The organism is Citrobacter sp. JUb117, assembly GCF_024809055.1.
Lineage (GTDB): Bacteria > Pseudomonadota > Gammaproteobacteria > Enterobacterales > Enterobacteriaceae > Citrobacter > Citrobacter gillenii.
Window position 1 is genome coordinate 12,630 of sequence record NZ_JANUFB010000012.1, and the last position, 16,099, is coordinate 28,728.

Consider the following 16,099-nt stretch of genomic DNA (forward strand, 5'->3'; position numbering starts at 1 on the left):
AACTTGTTGATGCGTTGGCTACATTCGTACACCCCAGTCACATAGTTATCTATGTGACTGGAGATGAACTTCCTTGCCGCCTTCCGCTAAGACGAAATGCATAGAAGAATGTCATATTTATAGAATTTAGTAGGCCTGATAAGCGAAGCGTCATCAGGCAAAAAAGCCCGGAGGTTTATACTCCGGGCTTTCTATTAGTTGCGGTACAGCACTTTAATGATGTGGTAACCGAACTGGGTGTGCAGCGGGCCTGTTGGCTCCAGCACCGGGCAGGAGAAGACCACTTTATCAAACGCCGGAACCATCTGGCCCTGACGGAATTCACCCAGATGGCCGCCTTTCTTACCTGACGGGCAGGTGGAGTGTTTCTTCGCCAGCTTCTCGAAGTCGGCACCATTTTTAATTTGCTCCAGAAGATCCAGTGCCAGTTTCTCTTCTTTAACAAGGATATGCAGTGCTGCTGCTGTTTTTGCCATGATCGTGCCTTGAGTGGGGTGGTTGAGGCTGGCTATACTACCATGCTCTAAATCTCCCCTCCCGACTTTCATTGAGTGATCTTTATGCGTTTAAACCCCGGACAACAACAAGCCGTCGAATTCGTCACCGGACCCTGCCTGGTGCTGGCGGGTGCTGGCTCCGGCAAAACCCGCGTGATCACCAACAAAATTGCGCACCTAATCCGCGTTTGCGGCTATCAGGCACGGCATATTGCGGCGGTGACCTTTACCAACAAGGCCGCGCGTGAGATGAAAGAGCGTGTGGCGCAGACGTTGGGCCGTAAAGAGGCGCGCGGGCTGATGATCTCCACCTTCCACACCCTGGGGCTGGACATTATCAAGCGTGAATACGCAGCGCTGGGCATGAAGTCGAACTTTTCATTGTTCGATGACACCGACCAGGTGGCGTTGCTGAAGGAGTTGACCGAAGGGCTCATCGAAGACGATAAGTTGATCCTCCAACAGCTGATCTCGACGATCTCCAACTGGAAAAACGATCTGATGACGCCTTCACAGGCGGCAGCCAGCGCCAAAGGCGAGCGCGATCGTATTTTTGCCCACTGCTACGGTTTGTACGACGCGCACATGAAAGCGTGTAACGTCCTCGATTTTGACGATCTGATTTTGCTGCCTACGCTGCTGCTTCAGCGCAATGAAGAGGTCCGTGAACGCTGGCAGAACAAGATTCGTTATCTGCTGGTGGATGAATATCAGGATACCAACACCAGCCAGTACGAGCTGGTAAAACTGCTTGTGGGTAGCCGTGCGCGTTTTACCGTGGTGGGCGATGACGACCAGTCTATCTATTCCTGGCGCGGTGCACGTCCGCAAAACCTGGTGCTGCTGAGCAAAGATTTCCCGGCGTTGCAGGTGGTTAAGCTGGAACAGAACTACCGTTCTTCCGGACGTATCCTGAAAGCGGCAAACATCCTCATTGCCAACAACCCACATGTTTTTGAAAAACGACTTTTTTCTGAGCTGGGTTACGGTGTCGAACTTAAGGTATTAAGCGCCAATAACGAAGAACATGAAGCAGAGCGCGTGACCGGCGAACTGATTGCCCACCACTTTGTTAACAAGACGCAGTATAAAGATTACGCGATTCTGTACCGCGGTAATCATCAGTCGCGGGTGTTCGAAAAATTCCTGATGCAGAACCGCATCCCGTACAAAATTTCTGGCGGCACGTCGTTTTTCTCCCGTCCGGAGATTAAAGATCTGCTGGCCTATCTGCGGGTACTGAGTAACCCGGATGATGACAGCGCATTTCTGCGTATTGTGAATACGCCAAAACGTGAAATTGGTCCAGCGACGCTGCAAAAACTGGGCGAGTGGGCGATGACGCGTAATAAAAGCTTGTTCACCGCCAGCTTTGATATGGGGCTTAGCCAGACGCTAACCGGGCGTGGCTATGAGTCGCTGACCCGCTTTACACAGTGGTTGGGTGAAATTCAGCGCCTGGCCGAGCGTGACCCGATTGCGGCTGTGCGCGATCTGATCCACGGCATTGACTACGAATCGTGGCTCTATGAAACCTCACCCAGCCCGAAAGCTGCCGAAATGCGTATGAAAAACGTCAATACACTCTTCAGTTGGATGACGGAAATGCTGGAGGGTAGTGATATTGATGAACCGATGACGCTGACCCAGGTTGTTACCCGCTTTACCCTGCGCGACATGATGGAACGTGGCGAGAGTGAAGAAGAGTTGGATCAGGTACAACTCATGACGTTACATGCCTCCAAAGGACTGGAGTTCCCGTACGTGTTTATGGTGGGCATGGAAGAAGGATTTTTGCCACATCAGAGCAGCATTGATGAAGATAACATCGATGAAGAACGTCGTCTGGCCTATGTTGGCATCACTCGCGCGCAGAAAGAACTGATTTTTACACTGTGTAAAGAGCGTCGTCAGTACGGTGAACTGGTGCGCCCGGAGCCGAGTCGTTTTCTGCTGGAATTACCGCAGGACGATATTATCTGGGAGCAGGAGCGAAAAGTGGTCAGCGCTGAGGAGCGGATGCAGAAAGGGCAAGCCAGCATCGCGAATATTCGGGCAATGATGGCGAAAGCAAAAGAGAAGTAGGTTTTTGTAGGCCGGATAAGCGTAGGCTATCCGGCAATACTTGAGGGTTAGTGCACTTCTAAAGGCCAATGGACATAGCTTTGCCACTGGCTTTCCTGATCGATAAGCTCTTTACCCAGCGGATGATGCACCAGCCAGCCTTCAGGCAGCGTTATCGTAAGATGTTCATTCTTTGCTTCGAGATGAATTTCCGGAACTAAATCGTCCCGGCGACGGCTGGCAAAAATGATCGCCAGACGGAGCAAACGGCAAAGATGTTCCGCAATACGCGGCGGCACCGCGTTTTGCTGGTGGAGCGAAGAGAGATCGACCGGGTTGGTTTGGTTGAGTAACAGCGTGGCTAACAGTTTTTTCTGTGCGGGGGTAAATCCCGGAAGATCGAGATTGCGCACCAGATAGGCCGCATGCTGCGGCGCTTGCTTAAAATCGACGCTAAGTCCAATTTCATGCAACTGACAGGCACTAATCAGTAGTTCGCGGCTGATAGCTTCCAAATGCCACTTTTTATCTACTTGATCGAGGAACTTACTTGCCAGGTTAGCGACACGATGCGCCTGATCGGTATCGACCATAAATCGACGCTGAATATTTCTCAACGTGCGACTGCGAATGTCCTGGTCCACGGCCAGATGCAGCATGCCATAGACCAAACCTTCACGTAATGCGCCGCCAGCAAGGGTCATACACTGGATATTGAGCTCAGTGAAAATGGCGATCAGGATTGCCAGTCCGCTGGGGAACACCAGCGCACGTTCCAGCGTTAACCCTTCGATTTCCAGCTCTTCAAGACGTCCGCAATGAATGGCGCGCTGCTTTAATTGCTGAAGTTTTGCCAGCGTAATGCGCTCGTCCATGCCCTGCGCCATCATGATTTCCTGCAGTGCCTGTACGGTGCCAGAAGCCCCGACACACACTTTCCAGCCGTGAAAACGTAGATTGTCAGCGACAGGACGCAAGACTTCACGCGCCGCCTTCTCTGCCTCGTCAAAGTTTTCCTGCGCCAGATTTCGATCGGTAAAGTACCGTTCGAGCCACGTGACGCAGCCCATTGACAGGCTAAACAAGGAGGTGGTTTGTGCACCTGAGCCGGTGACCAGTTCGGTACTGGCTCCGCCGATATCGACGACCAGACGCTGATCGGCACCGCCGGTGGTGTGGGCAACCCCCTGATAAATCAGCCGGGCTTCTTCTTCACCGCTAATAACCTGAACGGCACAGCCGAGGATCTCTTGCGCTTTGGCAATAAAAATGTCGGCATTGGTGGCGATACGCAGTGTTGCCGTGGCAACCACGCGAATTTGTGGCTGAGGAATATCCTGCAGGCGCTCTGCAAACAGCCGTAGACACTGCCAACCGCGCTCCATGGCTTCAGCAGAGAGCGCATTATCACTATTCAGGCCAGCGGCCAGACGCACTTTGCGTTTAATCCGCGTGAGCGTCTGGATGCTTCCCGCTACCTCGCGTACAACCAGCATATGAAAACTATTGGAGCCGAGATCGATTGCTGCATACAACGAGGTAGAATTCATACACTTCATCCTTCAACCTGTATCTGTGTTGGCTGCGTTTTCTCACCGCCTTGATACAGGCTGAATGATTTTGTGTATGGCATAACGTTTCTTAACCTGAACGACGACGATTACGCGGAGCACCACCGGTGCGGCGTGGGCCATTACCAGGGCGCGTTCGCGTCAGGCGAAGCGGCTTCGGCAAATCGGTCATCAGTGCATCCGGGTTATACTTGCTGACCGGAATCGAGTGGCCGATATAGGTCTCGATAGCAGGTAAATTCAACGCGTACTCTTCGCAGGCCAGGCTGATGGAGTGTCCGCTTGCGCCTGCACGACCGGTACGACCAATACGGTGTACGTAGTCTTCGCAGTCATCCGGCAGGTCATAGTTAAATACATGCGTAACAGCCGGAATATGCAGACCACGCGCGGCAACGTCGGTTGCAACCAGAATGTCGAGATCGCCACGGGTGAACTCTTCCAGAATGCGCAGACGTTTTTTCTGTGCCACGTCACCGGTCAGCAGACCGACGCGATGACCGTCAGCGGCAAGGCTGCCCCAAATATCTTCGCAACGGTGCTTGGTGTTTGCAAAAACAATGGCGCGATCTGGCCACTCTTCTTCGATCAGCGTTTGCAGTAAACGCATTTTCTCTTCGTTTGAAGGATAGAAGAGCTCTTCTTTGATACGGTGGCCCGTCTTCTGTTCCGGTTCGACTTCTACGTACTCGGCGTTGTTCATTTGTTCGAACGCCAGTTCGCGAACGCGGTAAGAGAGGGTCGCGGAAAACAGCATATTCAGACGCTGGTTGGTTGGCGGCATCCGACGGAACAGCCAGCGGATATCTTTAATAAAGCCCAGATCGTACATGCGATCGGCTTCATCCAGTACCACGACCTGAATGGCACCCAGGTTGATGTGGTTCTGTTTTGCGTAGTCAATGAGACGGCCCGTGGTGCCGATAAGGATATCGACGCCGCTTTCCAGCACTTTCAGCTGTTTGTCGTAACCGTCGCCGCCATAAGCCAGGCCTAATTTCAGACCGGTAGTTTGCGCCAGCGGTTCCGCATCGGCATGGATCTGCACGGCTAACTCACGCGTTGGCGCCATAATTAGCGCACGCGGTTGGTTCACCTTGCGATCGGCAATCGCGGGATGAGAGAGAAGATAATGAAACGTTGACGTCAGAAACGCCATCGTTTTCCCGGTTCCGGTTTGCGCCTGTCCTGCGACATCACGACCTGCCAGCGTTAGCGGGAGGGCCAGTGCCTGAATGGGCGTGCAATTATGAAACCCTTTATTTTCAAGGGCTTCTATCACCTGTGGGTGCAGTGCGAAGTCGGAAAACTTCTGTTCTGTTAAATGTGTTTTGCTCATAGTGTGGTAGAATATCAGCTTACTATTGCTTTACGAAAGCGTATACGGTGAAATAAAGTCAACCTTTAGTTGGTTAATGCTACACCAACACACCAGGCTTTTTCCTGTGGAGTTATTATGAGCGATAAAATTATTCACCTGACAGACGACAGTTTTGACACGGATGTACTCAAAGCGGACGGAGCTATCCTCGTTGATTTCTGGGCAGAGTGGTGCGGTCCGTGCAAAATGATCGCTCCAATTCTGGATGAAATCGCTGACGAGTATCAGGGTAAATTGACGGTTGCGAAACTGAACATTGACCAAAACCCAGGCACCGCACCGAAATATGGTATCCGTGGTATCCCGACCCTGCTGCTGTTTAAAAACGGCGAAGTTGCGGCGACAAAAGTCGGCGCACTGTCCAAAGGTCAGCTAAAAGAGTTCCTCGACGCTAACCTGGCGTAAGATGGAATTATCAAGTTCGGGCGACCTGATTCCAAAATTCTTCGGATGACTGGACGCCCGACTTGAGTCGTGCTAAGTTAGTGTTGACTTCGTATTAAACATACCTTATTAAGTTTGAATCTTGTTTATCCAATGCTTCCCGTTGTTTCTCGCGCGAGAAGTGGACAGATTCCTGGCTTGTCGCTCAATCCGTCTTGTCGTTTCAGTTCTGCGTACTTTCCTGTGACCAGACAGCGAACAGACATGAGTCGATGGCCGTAAACAGGCATGGATGACCCTGCCATACCATTCACAACATTAAGTTCGAGATTTACCCCAAGTTTAAGAACTCACACCATTATGAATCTTACCGAATTAAAGAATACGCCGGTTTCTGAGCTGATCACTCTCGGCGAAAATATGGGCCTGGAAAACCTGGCTCGTATGCGCAAGCAGGACATTATTTTTGCCATCCTGAAGCAGCACGCAAAGAGTGGCGAAGATATCTTTGGTGACGGTGTGCTGGAGATATTGCAGGATGGATTTGGTTTCCTTCGTTCTGGAGACAGTTCCTACCTCGCAGGCCCAGACGACATCTACGTATCCCCTAGCCAAATCCGCCGTTTCAACCTCCGCACTGGTGACACCATTTCCGGTAAGATTCGTCCTCCTAAAGAGGGTGAGCGTTACTTTGCATTGTTGAAAGTTAACGAAGTTAACTACGACAAGCCGGAAAACGCGCGTAATAAGATTCTGTTCGAGAACTTAACCCCGCTGCACGCAAACTCACGTCTGCGTATGGAACGTGGTAACGGTTCTACAGAAGACTTAACGGCTCGTGTCCTGGATCTGGCGTCTCCGATCGGTCGCGGCCAACGTGGTCTGATTGTGGCACCACCGAAAGCCGGTAAAACCATGCTGCTGCAGAACATTGCACAGAGCATCGCGTACAACCACCCAGACTGCGTGTTGATGGTACTGCTGATCGACGAACGTCCGGAAGAAGTGACTGAGATGCAGCGTCTGGTTAAAGGTGAAGTGATTGCTTCCACCTTTGACGAACCCGCATCTCGCCACGTTCAGGTTGCGGAAATGGTTATCGAGAAAGCGAAACGTCTGGTTGAGCACAAGAAAGACGTTATCATCCTGCTTGATTCCATCACCCGTCTGGCGCGTGCCTACAACACAGTGGTACCGGCTTCCGGTAAAGTGTTGACTGGTGGTGTTGATGCCAACGCCCTGCACCGTCCGAAGCGTTTCTTCGGTGCGGCACGTAACGTGGAAGAGGGCGGCAGCCTGACCATCATCGCGACTGCGCTGGTCGATACCGGCTCTAAAATGGATGAAGTTATCTATGAAGAGTTTAAAGGTACCGGCAACATGGAACTGCACCTCTCGCGTAAGATTGCTGAAAAACGCGTCTTCCCGGCTATCGACTACAACCGTTCCGGTACCCGTAAAGAAGAGCTGCTCACCACTCAGGAAGAGCTGCAGAAAATGTGGATCCTGCGCAAAATCATTCATCCGATGGGTGAAATCGACGCGATGGAATTCCTCATTAACAAGCTGGCGATGACCAAGACCAACGACGACTTCTTCGATATGATGAAGCGCTCTTAAGTCGGGCATCCTCTGAAAACGCCACGTTTTACGTGGCGTTTTGCTTTTACGATTCATCCTAATGCCTGGCCAGATAAACTTGTCATGATATGGCGCTCACAATGAGCAACATGAACAACAAGTGGGTCAGTAGTGTAATGTTTTAAATGGTCTCTTCAAGGGATCGTCGTAACGCATTATACTTTAAGGAAATGATATATGCTGAGAGCACATGCGCTGTGAATTTACTCGCTGCTTTTTCTGAGTTAATCAGTATCTTTTTATTCACCACAATTTTTATTTTTTTTGCGCGAAAAGTAGCCATAAAAATAGGGTTGGTGGATAAGCCAAATTTCCGTAAACGGCACCAAGGCATCATTCCTTTAGTGGGCGGGATTTCTGTGTTCGCAGGAATCAATTTTATGTTTGGTCTTTCGGACTATTACATTCCACATGCCTCGTTATACCTCTTTTGTGCTGGTGTGCTGGTATTCGTTGGTGCACTGGACGATCGTTTTGACATAAGCGTAAAAATACGCGCTGTTGTTCAAGCTGCGATTGCTATTGTGATGATGATAAAAGGCAATCTGTATCTGAGTAGTCTGGGATTTATCTTTGGCCCCTGGGAGTTGCTACTTGGTCCTTTTGGTTATTTCCTGACTCTTTTCGCAGTCTGGGCTGCGATTAACGCTTTCAATATGGTTGATGGTATTGATGGCTTGTTAGGTGGACTGTCCAGTGTGTCCTTTGCAGCGATGGGATTCATCCTGTGGTTTGATGGACAAACTAGCCTGGCAATCTGGTGCTTTGCGATGATTGCCGCCATTCTGCCGTATATTCTGCTCAACCTCGGCGTGTTAGGTCGTCGCTACAAAGTGTTTATGGGCGATGCGGGTAGTACGCTGATTGGTTTTACCGTTATCTGGATTTTGCTGGAAACTACACAGGGTAAAACCCATCCTATTAGCCCAGTCACTGCGCTGTGGATTATCGCCATTCCCTTGATGGACATGGTGGCCATCATGTACCGCCGTTTGCGTAAAGGTATGAGTCCTTTCTCCGCCGATCGCCAGCATATTCATCATTTGGTGATGCGTGCCGGGTTTACTTCCCGGCAGGCATTTGTTCTGATTACATTAGCAGCGGCTATTCTGGCCGCTATTGGCGTACTGACAGAGTATTTTCGTTTAGTCCCAGAATGGGCCATGCTGTTATTATTTTTACTGGCGTTTGGGCTTTATGGTTACTGCATTAAGCGAGCATGGAAGGTGGCAAGATTTATTAAGCGAGTGAAGCGTAGACTGCGAAGAAACCGCGAAAACAAACCAAACTTAACCAAGTAAATGAGGATGCGATGACACAGCCATTACCGGGAGAGCGTGCCGTGAACACTGAAAATGAACTGGACATCCGTGGGTTGTTTCGGACCTTGTGGGCAGGGAAGGCATGGATTGTCGGTATGGCCCTCGTCTTTGCGCTTGTTGCTCTCGCTTATACGTTTTTTGCGCGGCAGGAGTGGAGTGCGACCGCCATTTCTGACCGGCCTACGGTGAATATGTTGGGGGGCTATTACTCTCAGCAGCAGTTTTTACGTAACCTGGATATTAAGGCTAGCCTGGCTCCCGCGGATCAACCGTCAGTGATGGACGAAGCGTATAAAGAATTTGTCATGCAGGTTGCCTCGTGGGATACGCGCCGTGAGTTTTGGCAGCAGACCGATTACTTTAAGCAACGGATGGTCGGCAACAGTAAAGCCGATGCGGCATTGTTGGATGAGCTGATTAATAACATTCAATTTATGCCTGGTGATGCACAGCGCAACACCAATGACAGCGTGAAGCTGATTGCGGAAACGGCGCCAGATGCTAACAACCTGCTGCGCCAGTATGTGGCATTTGCCAGCCAGCGTGCAGCACGCCATCTGAACGATGAGTTAAAAGGCGCGTGGGCTGCGCGCACGGTACAGATGAAAGCGCAGGTTAAACGCCAGGAAGAGGTGGCGAAATCACTCTTTTCTCGTCGGGCTCACAACATTGAACAGGCGCTCAAAATAGCCGAGCAACATAATATTTCTCGCACTTCAACCGATGTACCTGCGGAAGAATTACCGGACTCTGAGCTGTTTTTGCTCGGACGTCCTATGCTGCAGGCGCGACTCGAAAACTTGCAGGCCGTTGGTCCAGAGTTCGATCTGGATTATTTCCAAAACAGAGCCATGCTCAATACGCTGAACGTCGGTCCTACTCTGGACCCACGTTTTCAGACCTATCGTTATTTGCGGACGCCGGAAGAACCGGTAAAACGTGATAGCCCGCGCCGTGCCTTCCTGATGATTATGTGGGGCATTGTTGGGGCCTTGATCGGTGCCGGTGTCGCGTTAACCCGTCGCCGCCCGATTTAGCAATACCGTTGCAGTGAGGGGCTGGGCCCTCGCTGCCAATCCGAAGAGAATCGATGTGAAAGTACTGACTGTATTTGGCACGCGACCGGAGGCCATCAAGATGGCACCTCTGGTTCATGCGCTGGCAAAAGATCCTGATTTTGAGGCGAAAGTTTGCGTCACCGCGCAGCATCGGGAGATGCTTGATCAGGTGTTGAACCTCTTTTCCATTGTGCCTGACTACGATCTCAATATTATGCAGCCCGGTCAGGGACTCACCGAAATTACCTGCCGAATCCTTGAAGGGTTAAAGCCGATTCTGGCTGAGTTTAAACCGGATGTCGTACTGGTACACGGTGATACGACGACGACCATTGCCACCAGTCTGGCCGCGTTTTATCAGCGTATTCCTGTCGGACATGTTGAGGCTGGGTTGCGAACCGGCGATCTCTATTCTCCCTGGCCGGAAGAGGCAAACCGCACGCTGACCGGGCGTCTGGCGATGTATCATTTTGCACCTACTGAAAACTCGCGGCAGAACCTGTTACGCGAAAACATTGCCGATAACCGCATTTTTGTCACCGGCAATACGGTGATTGATGCGTTGATATGGGTTCGCGATCGCGTACTGGCGAGGGATGAACTGCGGGCCGAACTGGCTGAGCATTATCCTTTCCTGAGCGCGGATAAAAAGATGATCCTGGTGACCGGTCATCGTCGGGAAAGCTTTGGTCGCGGTTTTGAGCAAATCTGCCATGCGCTGGCAGAAATTGCAGCGGCGAATCAGGATGTGCAGATTGTCTACCCGGTGCACCTGAACCCTAACGTCAGCGAACCGGTTAATCGCATCCTGGGTCACGTTGACAATGTGATTTTGATCGAGCCGCAGGAGTACCTGCCGTTTGTCTGGCTGATGAACCACGCCTGGCTGATCCTGACCGATTCTGGCGGTATCCAGGAAGAAGCCCCATCTCTGGGCAAGCCAGTGCTGGTGATGCGCGAAACGACGGAGCGCCCGGAGGCCATTACTGCAGGCACGGTGCGGCTGGTGGGGACCGATCCGCAGCGTATTGTGGAAGAAGTCACGCGCTTGCTGCATGACGAAGATGAATATCAGGCCATGAGCCGAGCCCATAATCCGTATGGCGATGGGCAAGCGTGTGGTCGCATTTTAGACGCGTTAAAAAACAATCGGATATCGCTATGAGTTTTACGACCATTTCTGTCATTGGGCTGGGTTATATCGGGCTGCCAACCGCAGCTGCTTTTGCTTCCCGTCAAAAACACGTGATTGGCGTAGATGTTAATCAGCATGCGGTGGACACCATTAACCGTGGTGAGATCCATATCGTTGAACCCGACCTCGGTGCGGTGGTGAAAACAGCTGTAGAAGAGGGGTATCTTCGGGCGACCACCAAACCCACGGAAGCGGATGCGTATTTAATCGCTGTGCCTACCCCGTTCAAAGGGGAGCATGAACCCGATATGGTGTACGTCGAAGCGGCGGCGAAGTCAGTGGCACCGGTGCTTAAAAAAGGCGCGCTGGTGATCCTCGAGTCAACGTCACCCGTCGGGGCGACCGAGCAGATGGCCGCATGGCTTGCCGAAATTCGGCCTGATCTGACGTTCCCGCAACAGGCTGGGGAACAGGCAGACGTCAATATTGCCTATTGTCCAGAGCGCGTGCTGCCGGGCCAGGTGATGGTCGAGCTGATTAAAAACGATCGCGTGATTGGCGGGATGACGCCCGTCTGTTCCGCGCGCGCCAGCGAGCTGTACAACATCTTCCTTGAAGGTGAATGTGTGGTGACTAACGCCCGCACGGCGGAAATGTGTAAACTTACTGAAAATAGCTTCCGCGACGTGAATATCGCCTTTGCCAATGAACTGTCGCTGATTTGCGCCGAACAGGAGATTAACGTCTGGGAACTGATTCGCCTGGCGAACCGACACCCGCGCGTCAATATCCTGCAACCTGGCCCCGGCGTTGGCGGTCACTGTATTGCAGTCGATCCATGGTTTATTGTGGCGCAGAACCCGCAGCAGGCGAAATTGATCCGCACCGCCCGTGAAGTCAATGATGGCAAACCTCACTGGGTTGTTGATCGGGTAAAAGCCGCCGTAGCGGATTGTCTGGCGAAGACAAACAAACGCGCCAGCGAGGTAAAAATTGCCTGTTTTGGCCTGGCATTTAAACCGAATATTGACGATTTACGTGAAAGCCCGGCGATGGGTATCGCGCTGAGTATCGCCCAGTGGCACGGCGGTGAAACGCTGGTGGTGGAACCGAATGTTCATCAACTGCCAAAAAAACTGGATGGCCTGTGTATGTTGGCGAAACTGGACGACGCACTGGCAAGCGCTGATGTGCTGGTGATGCTGGTCGACCATAATGAATTTAAAGCGATTAAAGGCGATGCGGTACACCAGCAGTACGTGGTTGATACCAAAGGAGTCTGGCGATAATGAAACGAATTCTGGTCACCGGTGGCGCCGGATTTATCGGCTCCGCGGTTGTACGGCATATCATTAACGAGACGCAGGATGCTGTGGTGGTGGTCGATAAACTGACCTATGCCGGCAACCTGATGTCGCTAACGCCGGTCGCACAGAATGACCGTTTTGCCTTTGAGAAAGTTGATATCTGCGATCGGGCTGCGCTTGACGCTGTCTTTCAACAGTATCAGCCAGACTGCGTCATGCACCTGGCGGCGGAAAGCCACGTTGATCGTTCCATTGATGGTCCGGCTGCGTTTATCGAAACCAATATTGTGGGTACCTACACCCTGCTGGAAGCGGCGCGCGCTTACTGGAACGTATTAACCGATGAGAAAAAATCGGCGTTTCGTTTCCATCATATTTCGACCGATGAAGTGTATGGCGATCTTCATTCTACGGATGATTTTTTCACTGAAACCACGCCGTATGCACCAAGCAGCCCTTATTCCGCATCGAAAGCCAGTAGCGACCATCTGGTCCGTGCCTGGCTACGTACGTACGGTTTACCTACGCTGATTACCAACTGCTCCAACAACTACGGCCCGTACCACTTCCCGGAAAAGCTGATCCCACTGACGATTCTTAACGCGCTGGCTGGCAAACCGCTGCCGGTATACGGCAACGGGCAGCAGATCCGCGACTGGCTGTACGTGGAGGATCATGCCCGCGCGTTGTATTGCGTAGCGACCACCGGGGCCGTGGGGGAAACATATAATATCGGCGGGCACAACGAGCGTAAGAATCTGGACGTAGTCGAGACGATTTGCTGCCTGCTGGAAGAACTGGCCCCCAACAAGCCACAGGGCCTTGCGCAGTACCGCTCACTGATCACCTTTGTTGACGATCGTCCTGGCCACGATCAACGTTACGCCATTGATGCGTCGAAGATTGCACGTGAACTTGGCTGGATGCCGCAGGAAACGTTTGAGAGTGGCATGCGCAAAACCGTGCAATGGTATCTGGCGAATGAGGCGTGGTGGAAGCCCGTGCAGGATGGCAGCTACCAGGGTGAACGTTTAGGTCTGAAGGGTTAATTTCCGGAGGAGTTACGCATGAAAGGTATCATTTTGGCGGGAGGGTCGGGTTCTCGCCTGTACCCCATTACGCGTGGCGTATCGAAACAGCTATTACCGATTTACGACAAGCCGATGATTTACTACCCGCTATCGGTGCTGATGTTGGCGGGGATCCGTGAAATCCTGATTATCACCACGCCGGAAGATAAAGGCTATTTCCAGCGTTTGCTGGGCGATGGCTCTGAGTTTGGCATTGAGTTGCATTATGCCGAGCAGCCCAGCCCGGACGGACTGGCGCAGGCGTTTATCATCGGGGAAACGTTCCTTAACGGTGAGCCTTCCTGTCTGGTTTTAGGTGACAACATCTTCTTTGGGCAGGGATTTAGTCCAAAACTGCGCCACGTTGCTGCCCGAACGGAAGGGGCGACGGTATTTGGCTATCAGGTTATGGATCCTGAGCGTTTCGGCGTGGTGGAGTTTGACGACAATTTCCGCGCCGTCTCGCTGGAAGAGAAGCCGAAAGAACCGAAATCTAACTGGGCGGTGACGGGACTCTATTTCTACGACAGCAAGGTGGTGGAGTACGCAAAACGCGTGAAGCCTTCCGAGCGTGGAGAGCTGGAGATTACCTCCATCAACCAGATGTATCTTGACGCGGGTAACCTGACGGTGGAACTGCTCGGCCGTGGTTTTGCCTGGCTGGATACCGGTACGCATGACAGCCTGATTGAAGCGAGTATGTTCGTACAGACGGTTGAGAAACGTCAGGGCTTTAAAATTGCCTGCCTGGAAGAAATCGCCTGGCGCAACGGCTGGCTGGATGATGAAGGCGTGAAGCGTGCCGCCAGTTCTCTGGCTAAAACCGGTTATGGTCAATATCTGCTGGAGCTACTCCGTGCTCGTCCGCGCCAGTATTGAGCCGCTGAATTGGGAGAATACGTTCTTTGGCGTGAAGAGCGCCATTGTGCGTGTTGACCCGCATGCGCCGGTTCTGACTGCGGATTCGTTGCAGCCCTGGGAGCGGGTACAGGCGAAAATTCCTGCGGCGAACGCCCAGGAGTTAGATGCATTGCAGCAGCTGGGTTTCTCGCTGGTCGAAGGGGAAGTGGATTTAGCGCTGTCGGTCACGGGCGTTTATGACAATCCCAGCGCGCAGGTCGCACAAACTGCAGATATCCAGGCGTTACGCCAGTTGGCGGGGCAGGCGTTCGCGCAAAGCCGTTTTCGTGCGCCGTGGTATGCGCCAGATGCCAGCGCGCGTTTCTACGCGCAGTGGATTGAAAATGCCGTACTGGGCACGTTCGACCATCAGTGTCTCGTTTTTCGCACACAGGCTGGCGATATTCGTGGCTATGTCTCACTGCGTGAACTGAATGAGACCGACGCGCGTATTGGCCTACTGGCTGGTCGCGGTGCGGGCGCAGAACTGATGCAGGCTGCGCTGTGCTGGGCGCAGGCTCGCGGTAAAACAACATTGCGCGTGGCGACCCAGATGGGCAATATCGCCGCGCTTAAACGTTACATACAGAGCGGTGCCAATGTAGAAAGCACCGCGTACTGGTTATACAGGTGACAACATGATCCCATTTAACGCACCGCCGGTGGTGGGCACCGAGCTTGAATACATGCAGTCTGCGATGAGCAGCGGAAAACTGTGCGGTGACGGCGGTTTTACCCGTCGTTGCCAGCAGTGGCTGGAGCAACATTTTGGCAGCGCGAAAGTGCTGCTGACACCCTCCTGTACCGCCTCGCTTGAGATGGCGGCATTGCTGCTTGATATCCAGGCTGGCGATGAAGTGATCATGCCGAGCTACACCTTTGTCTCCACCGCCAACGCCTTCGTGCTGCGTGGGGCCAAAGTCGTCTTTGTCGATATCCGCCCGGATACCATGAACATTGACGAAACGCTGATTGAAGCGGCGATCACCGACAAAACCCGCGCTATCGTGCCGGTGCATTACGCGGGCGTTGCCTGCGAAATGGACACCATTATGGCACTGGCGGCTAAGTACAACCTGTTCGTGGTGGAAGATGCCGCTCAGGGCGTGATGTCGACCTACAAAGGCCGCGCGCTGGGAACAATTGGTCATATTGGCTGCTTTAGCTTCCACGAAACCAAAAATTACACCGCGGGTGGCGAAGGTGGAGCCACGCTGATTAATGATAAAAAATTAATCGAACGTGCTGAGATCATCCGCGAAAAAGGGACCAACCGTAGCCAGTTCTTCCGTGGCCAAGTGGATAAATACACCTGGCGAGATATTGGTTCCAGCTATTTGATGTCCGATCTGCAGGCCGCCTATCTGTGGGCGCAGCTGGAAGCGGCGGATCGTATCAACCAGCAGCGTCTGGCGCTGTGGCAGAATTATTATGATGCGCTGGAACCGCTGGCACGCGCCGGGCGTATTGAACTGCCTTCCATACCGCAGGATTGCGTGCAAAATGCCCATATGTTTTACATCAAGCTGCGCGATATCGACGATCGCAGTGCGCTGATCAACTTCCTGAAAGAAGCCGAAATCATGGCGGTATTCCATTATATCCCGCTGCACGATTGCCCGGCTGGCGATAAATTTGGTGAGTTTGCCGGAGTTGATCGTTACACCACTCAGGAGAGCGAACGTCTGCTGCGCCTGCCGCTGTTTTACAATCTGTCGCCGGTCAACCAGCGCACAGTGATTACGACCTTACTGAACTACTTCGCCTGA

15 protein-coding genes are annotated in these 16,099 nt (G+C 52.4%); 12 read left to right on the forward strand and 3 right to left on the reverse strand.

Annotated elements, in window-relative coordinates; translation table 11 throughout:
• Window positions 1-194: 194 nt before the first annotated feature.
• Window positions 195-476, reverse strand: a complete 282-nt coding sequence (gene ppiC / locus M2374_RS20750) for a peptidylprolyl isomerase PpiC (protein ID WP_015960967.1) — start codon at window positions 474-476, stop codon at window positions 195-197.
• Between the two features lie 84 nt (window positions 477-560).
• On the opposite strand from ppiC, the gene rep reads away from it, so the two are divergent.
• On the forward strand, window positions 561-2,582 hold the full coding sequence (rep, locus tag M2374_RS20755; protein ID WP_117343783.1) for a DNA helicase Rep: 2,022 nt from the start codon (window positions 561-563) through the stop codon (window positions 2,580-2,582).
• 47 nt (window positions 2,583-2,629) lie between these two features.
• Here rep and gppA read toward each other — a convergent pair whose 3' ends face one another.
• A complete protein-coding gene (gene gppA / locus M2374_RS20760; RefSeq protein WP_115259859.1) occupies window positions 2,630-4,111 on the reverse strand; it encodes a guanosine-5'-triphosphate,3'-diphosphate diphosphatase in 1,482 nt (493 codons plus the stop codon).
• A gap of 91 nt (window positions 4,112-4,202) precedes the next feature.
• Window positions 4,203-5,471 (reverse strand): ATP-dependent RNA helicase RhlB, encoded by a 1,269-nt coding sequence (rhlB, locus tag M2374_RS20765; protein ID WP_096758950.1) that lies wholly within the window; start codon window positions 5,469-5,471, stop codon window positions 4,203-4,205.
• Window positions 5,472-5,588: 117 nt separating this feature from the next.
• Between rhlB and trxA the strand changes: the two genes are divergently transcribed.
• From trxA to rffA, 11 genes are all read left to right on the forward strand, one after another.
• On the forward strand, window positions 5,589-5,918 hold the full coding sequence (gene trxA / locus M2374_RS20770; protein ID WP_001280776.1) for a thioredoxin TrxA: 330 nt from the start codon (window positions 5,589-5,591) through the stop codon (window positions 5,916-5,918).
• A gap of 132 nt (window positions 5,919-6,050) precedes the next feature.
• Window positions 6,051-6,179 carry a rho operon leader peptide gene (locus tag M2374_RS20775; RefSeq protein ID WP_102191218.1) on the forward strand — a complete coding sequence of 43 codons (129 nt, stop codon included), beginning with the start codon at window positions 6,051-6,053 and terminating at the stop codon, window positions 6,177-6,179.
• Window positions 6,180-6,257: 78 nt separating this feature from the next.
• Window positions 6,258-7,517, forward strand: a complete 1,260-nt coding sequence (rho, locus tag M2374_RS20780; protein WP_096758948.1) for a transcription termination factor Rho — start codon at window positions 6,258-6,260, stop codon at window positions 7,515-7,517.
• 191 nt (window positions 7,518-7,708) lie between these two features.
• Window positions 7,709-8,839: a UDP-N-acetylglucosamine--undecaprenyl-phosphate N-acetylglucosaminephosphotransferase gene (gene wecA, locus M2374_RS20785; RefSeq protein ID WP_217439117.1), complete on the forward strand. Its 1,131-nt coding sequence runs from the start codon at window positions 7,709-7,711 to the stop codon at window positions 8,837-8,839.
• 11 nt (window positions 8,840-8,850) lie between these two features.
• Window positions 8,851-9,897 (forward strand): ECA polysaccharide chain length modulation protein, encoded by a 1,047-nt coding sequence (gene wzzE / locus M2374_RS20790; protein ID WP_174361538.1) that lies wholly within the window; start codon window positions 8,851-8,853, stop codon window positions 9,895-9,897.
• Window positions 9,898-9,952: 55 nt separating this feature from the next.
• Complete coding sequence (wecB, locus tag M2374_RS20795; RefSeq protein WP_174361537.1) at window positions 9,953-11,083, forward strand: non-hydrolyzing UDP-N-acetylglucosamine 2-epimerase; 1,131 nt, start codon at window positions 9,953-9,955, stop codon at window positions 11,081-11,083.
• Window positions 11,080-12,342 carry a UDP-N-acetyl-D-mannosamine dehydrogenase gene (gene wecC, locus M2374_RS20800; protein WP_146716620.1) on the forward strand — a complete coding sequence of 421 codons (1,263 nt, stop codon included), beginning with the start codon at window positions 11,080-11,082 and terminating at the stop codon, window positions 12,340-12,342. Before wecB ends, wecC begins: the two co-directional genes overlap by 4 nt.
• On the forward strand, window positions 12,342-13,409 hold the full coding sequence (gene rffG / locus M2374_RS20805) for a dTDP-glucose 4,6-dehydratase (RefSeq protein WP_135912803.1): 1,068 nt from the start codon (window positions 12,342-12,344) through the stop codon (window positions 13,407-13,409). The genes wecC and rffG overlap by 1 nt, the downstream gene beginning before the upstream one ends.
• Window positions 13,410-13,427: 18 nt before the next feature.
• A complete protein-coding gene (rfbA, locus tag M2374_RS20810) occupies window positions 13,428-14,309 on the forward strand; it encodes a glucose-1-phosphate thymidylyltransferase RfbA (protein ID WP_096758942.1) in 882 nt (293 codons plus the stop codon).
• Window positions 14,287-14,964 carry a dTDP-4-amino-4,6-dideoxy-D-galactose acyltransferase gene (gene rffC, locus M2374_RS20815; RefSeq protein ID WP_181688605.1) on the forward strand — a complete coding sequence of 226 codons (678 nt, stop codon included), beginning with the start codon at window positions 14,287-14,289 and terminating at the stop codon, window positions 14,962-14,964. Before rfbA ends, rffC begins: the two co-directional genes overlap by 23 nt.
• Before the next feature lie 4 nt (window positions 14,965-14,968).
• Window positions 14,969-16,099: a dTDP-4-amino-4,6-dideoxygalactose transaminase gene (gene rffA / locus M2374_RS20820; RefSeq protein ID WP_096758940.1), complete on the forward strand. Its 1,131-nt coding sequence runs from the start codon at window positions 14,969-14,971 to the stop codon at window positions 16,097-16,099.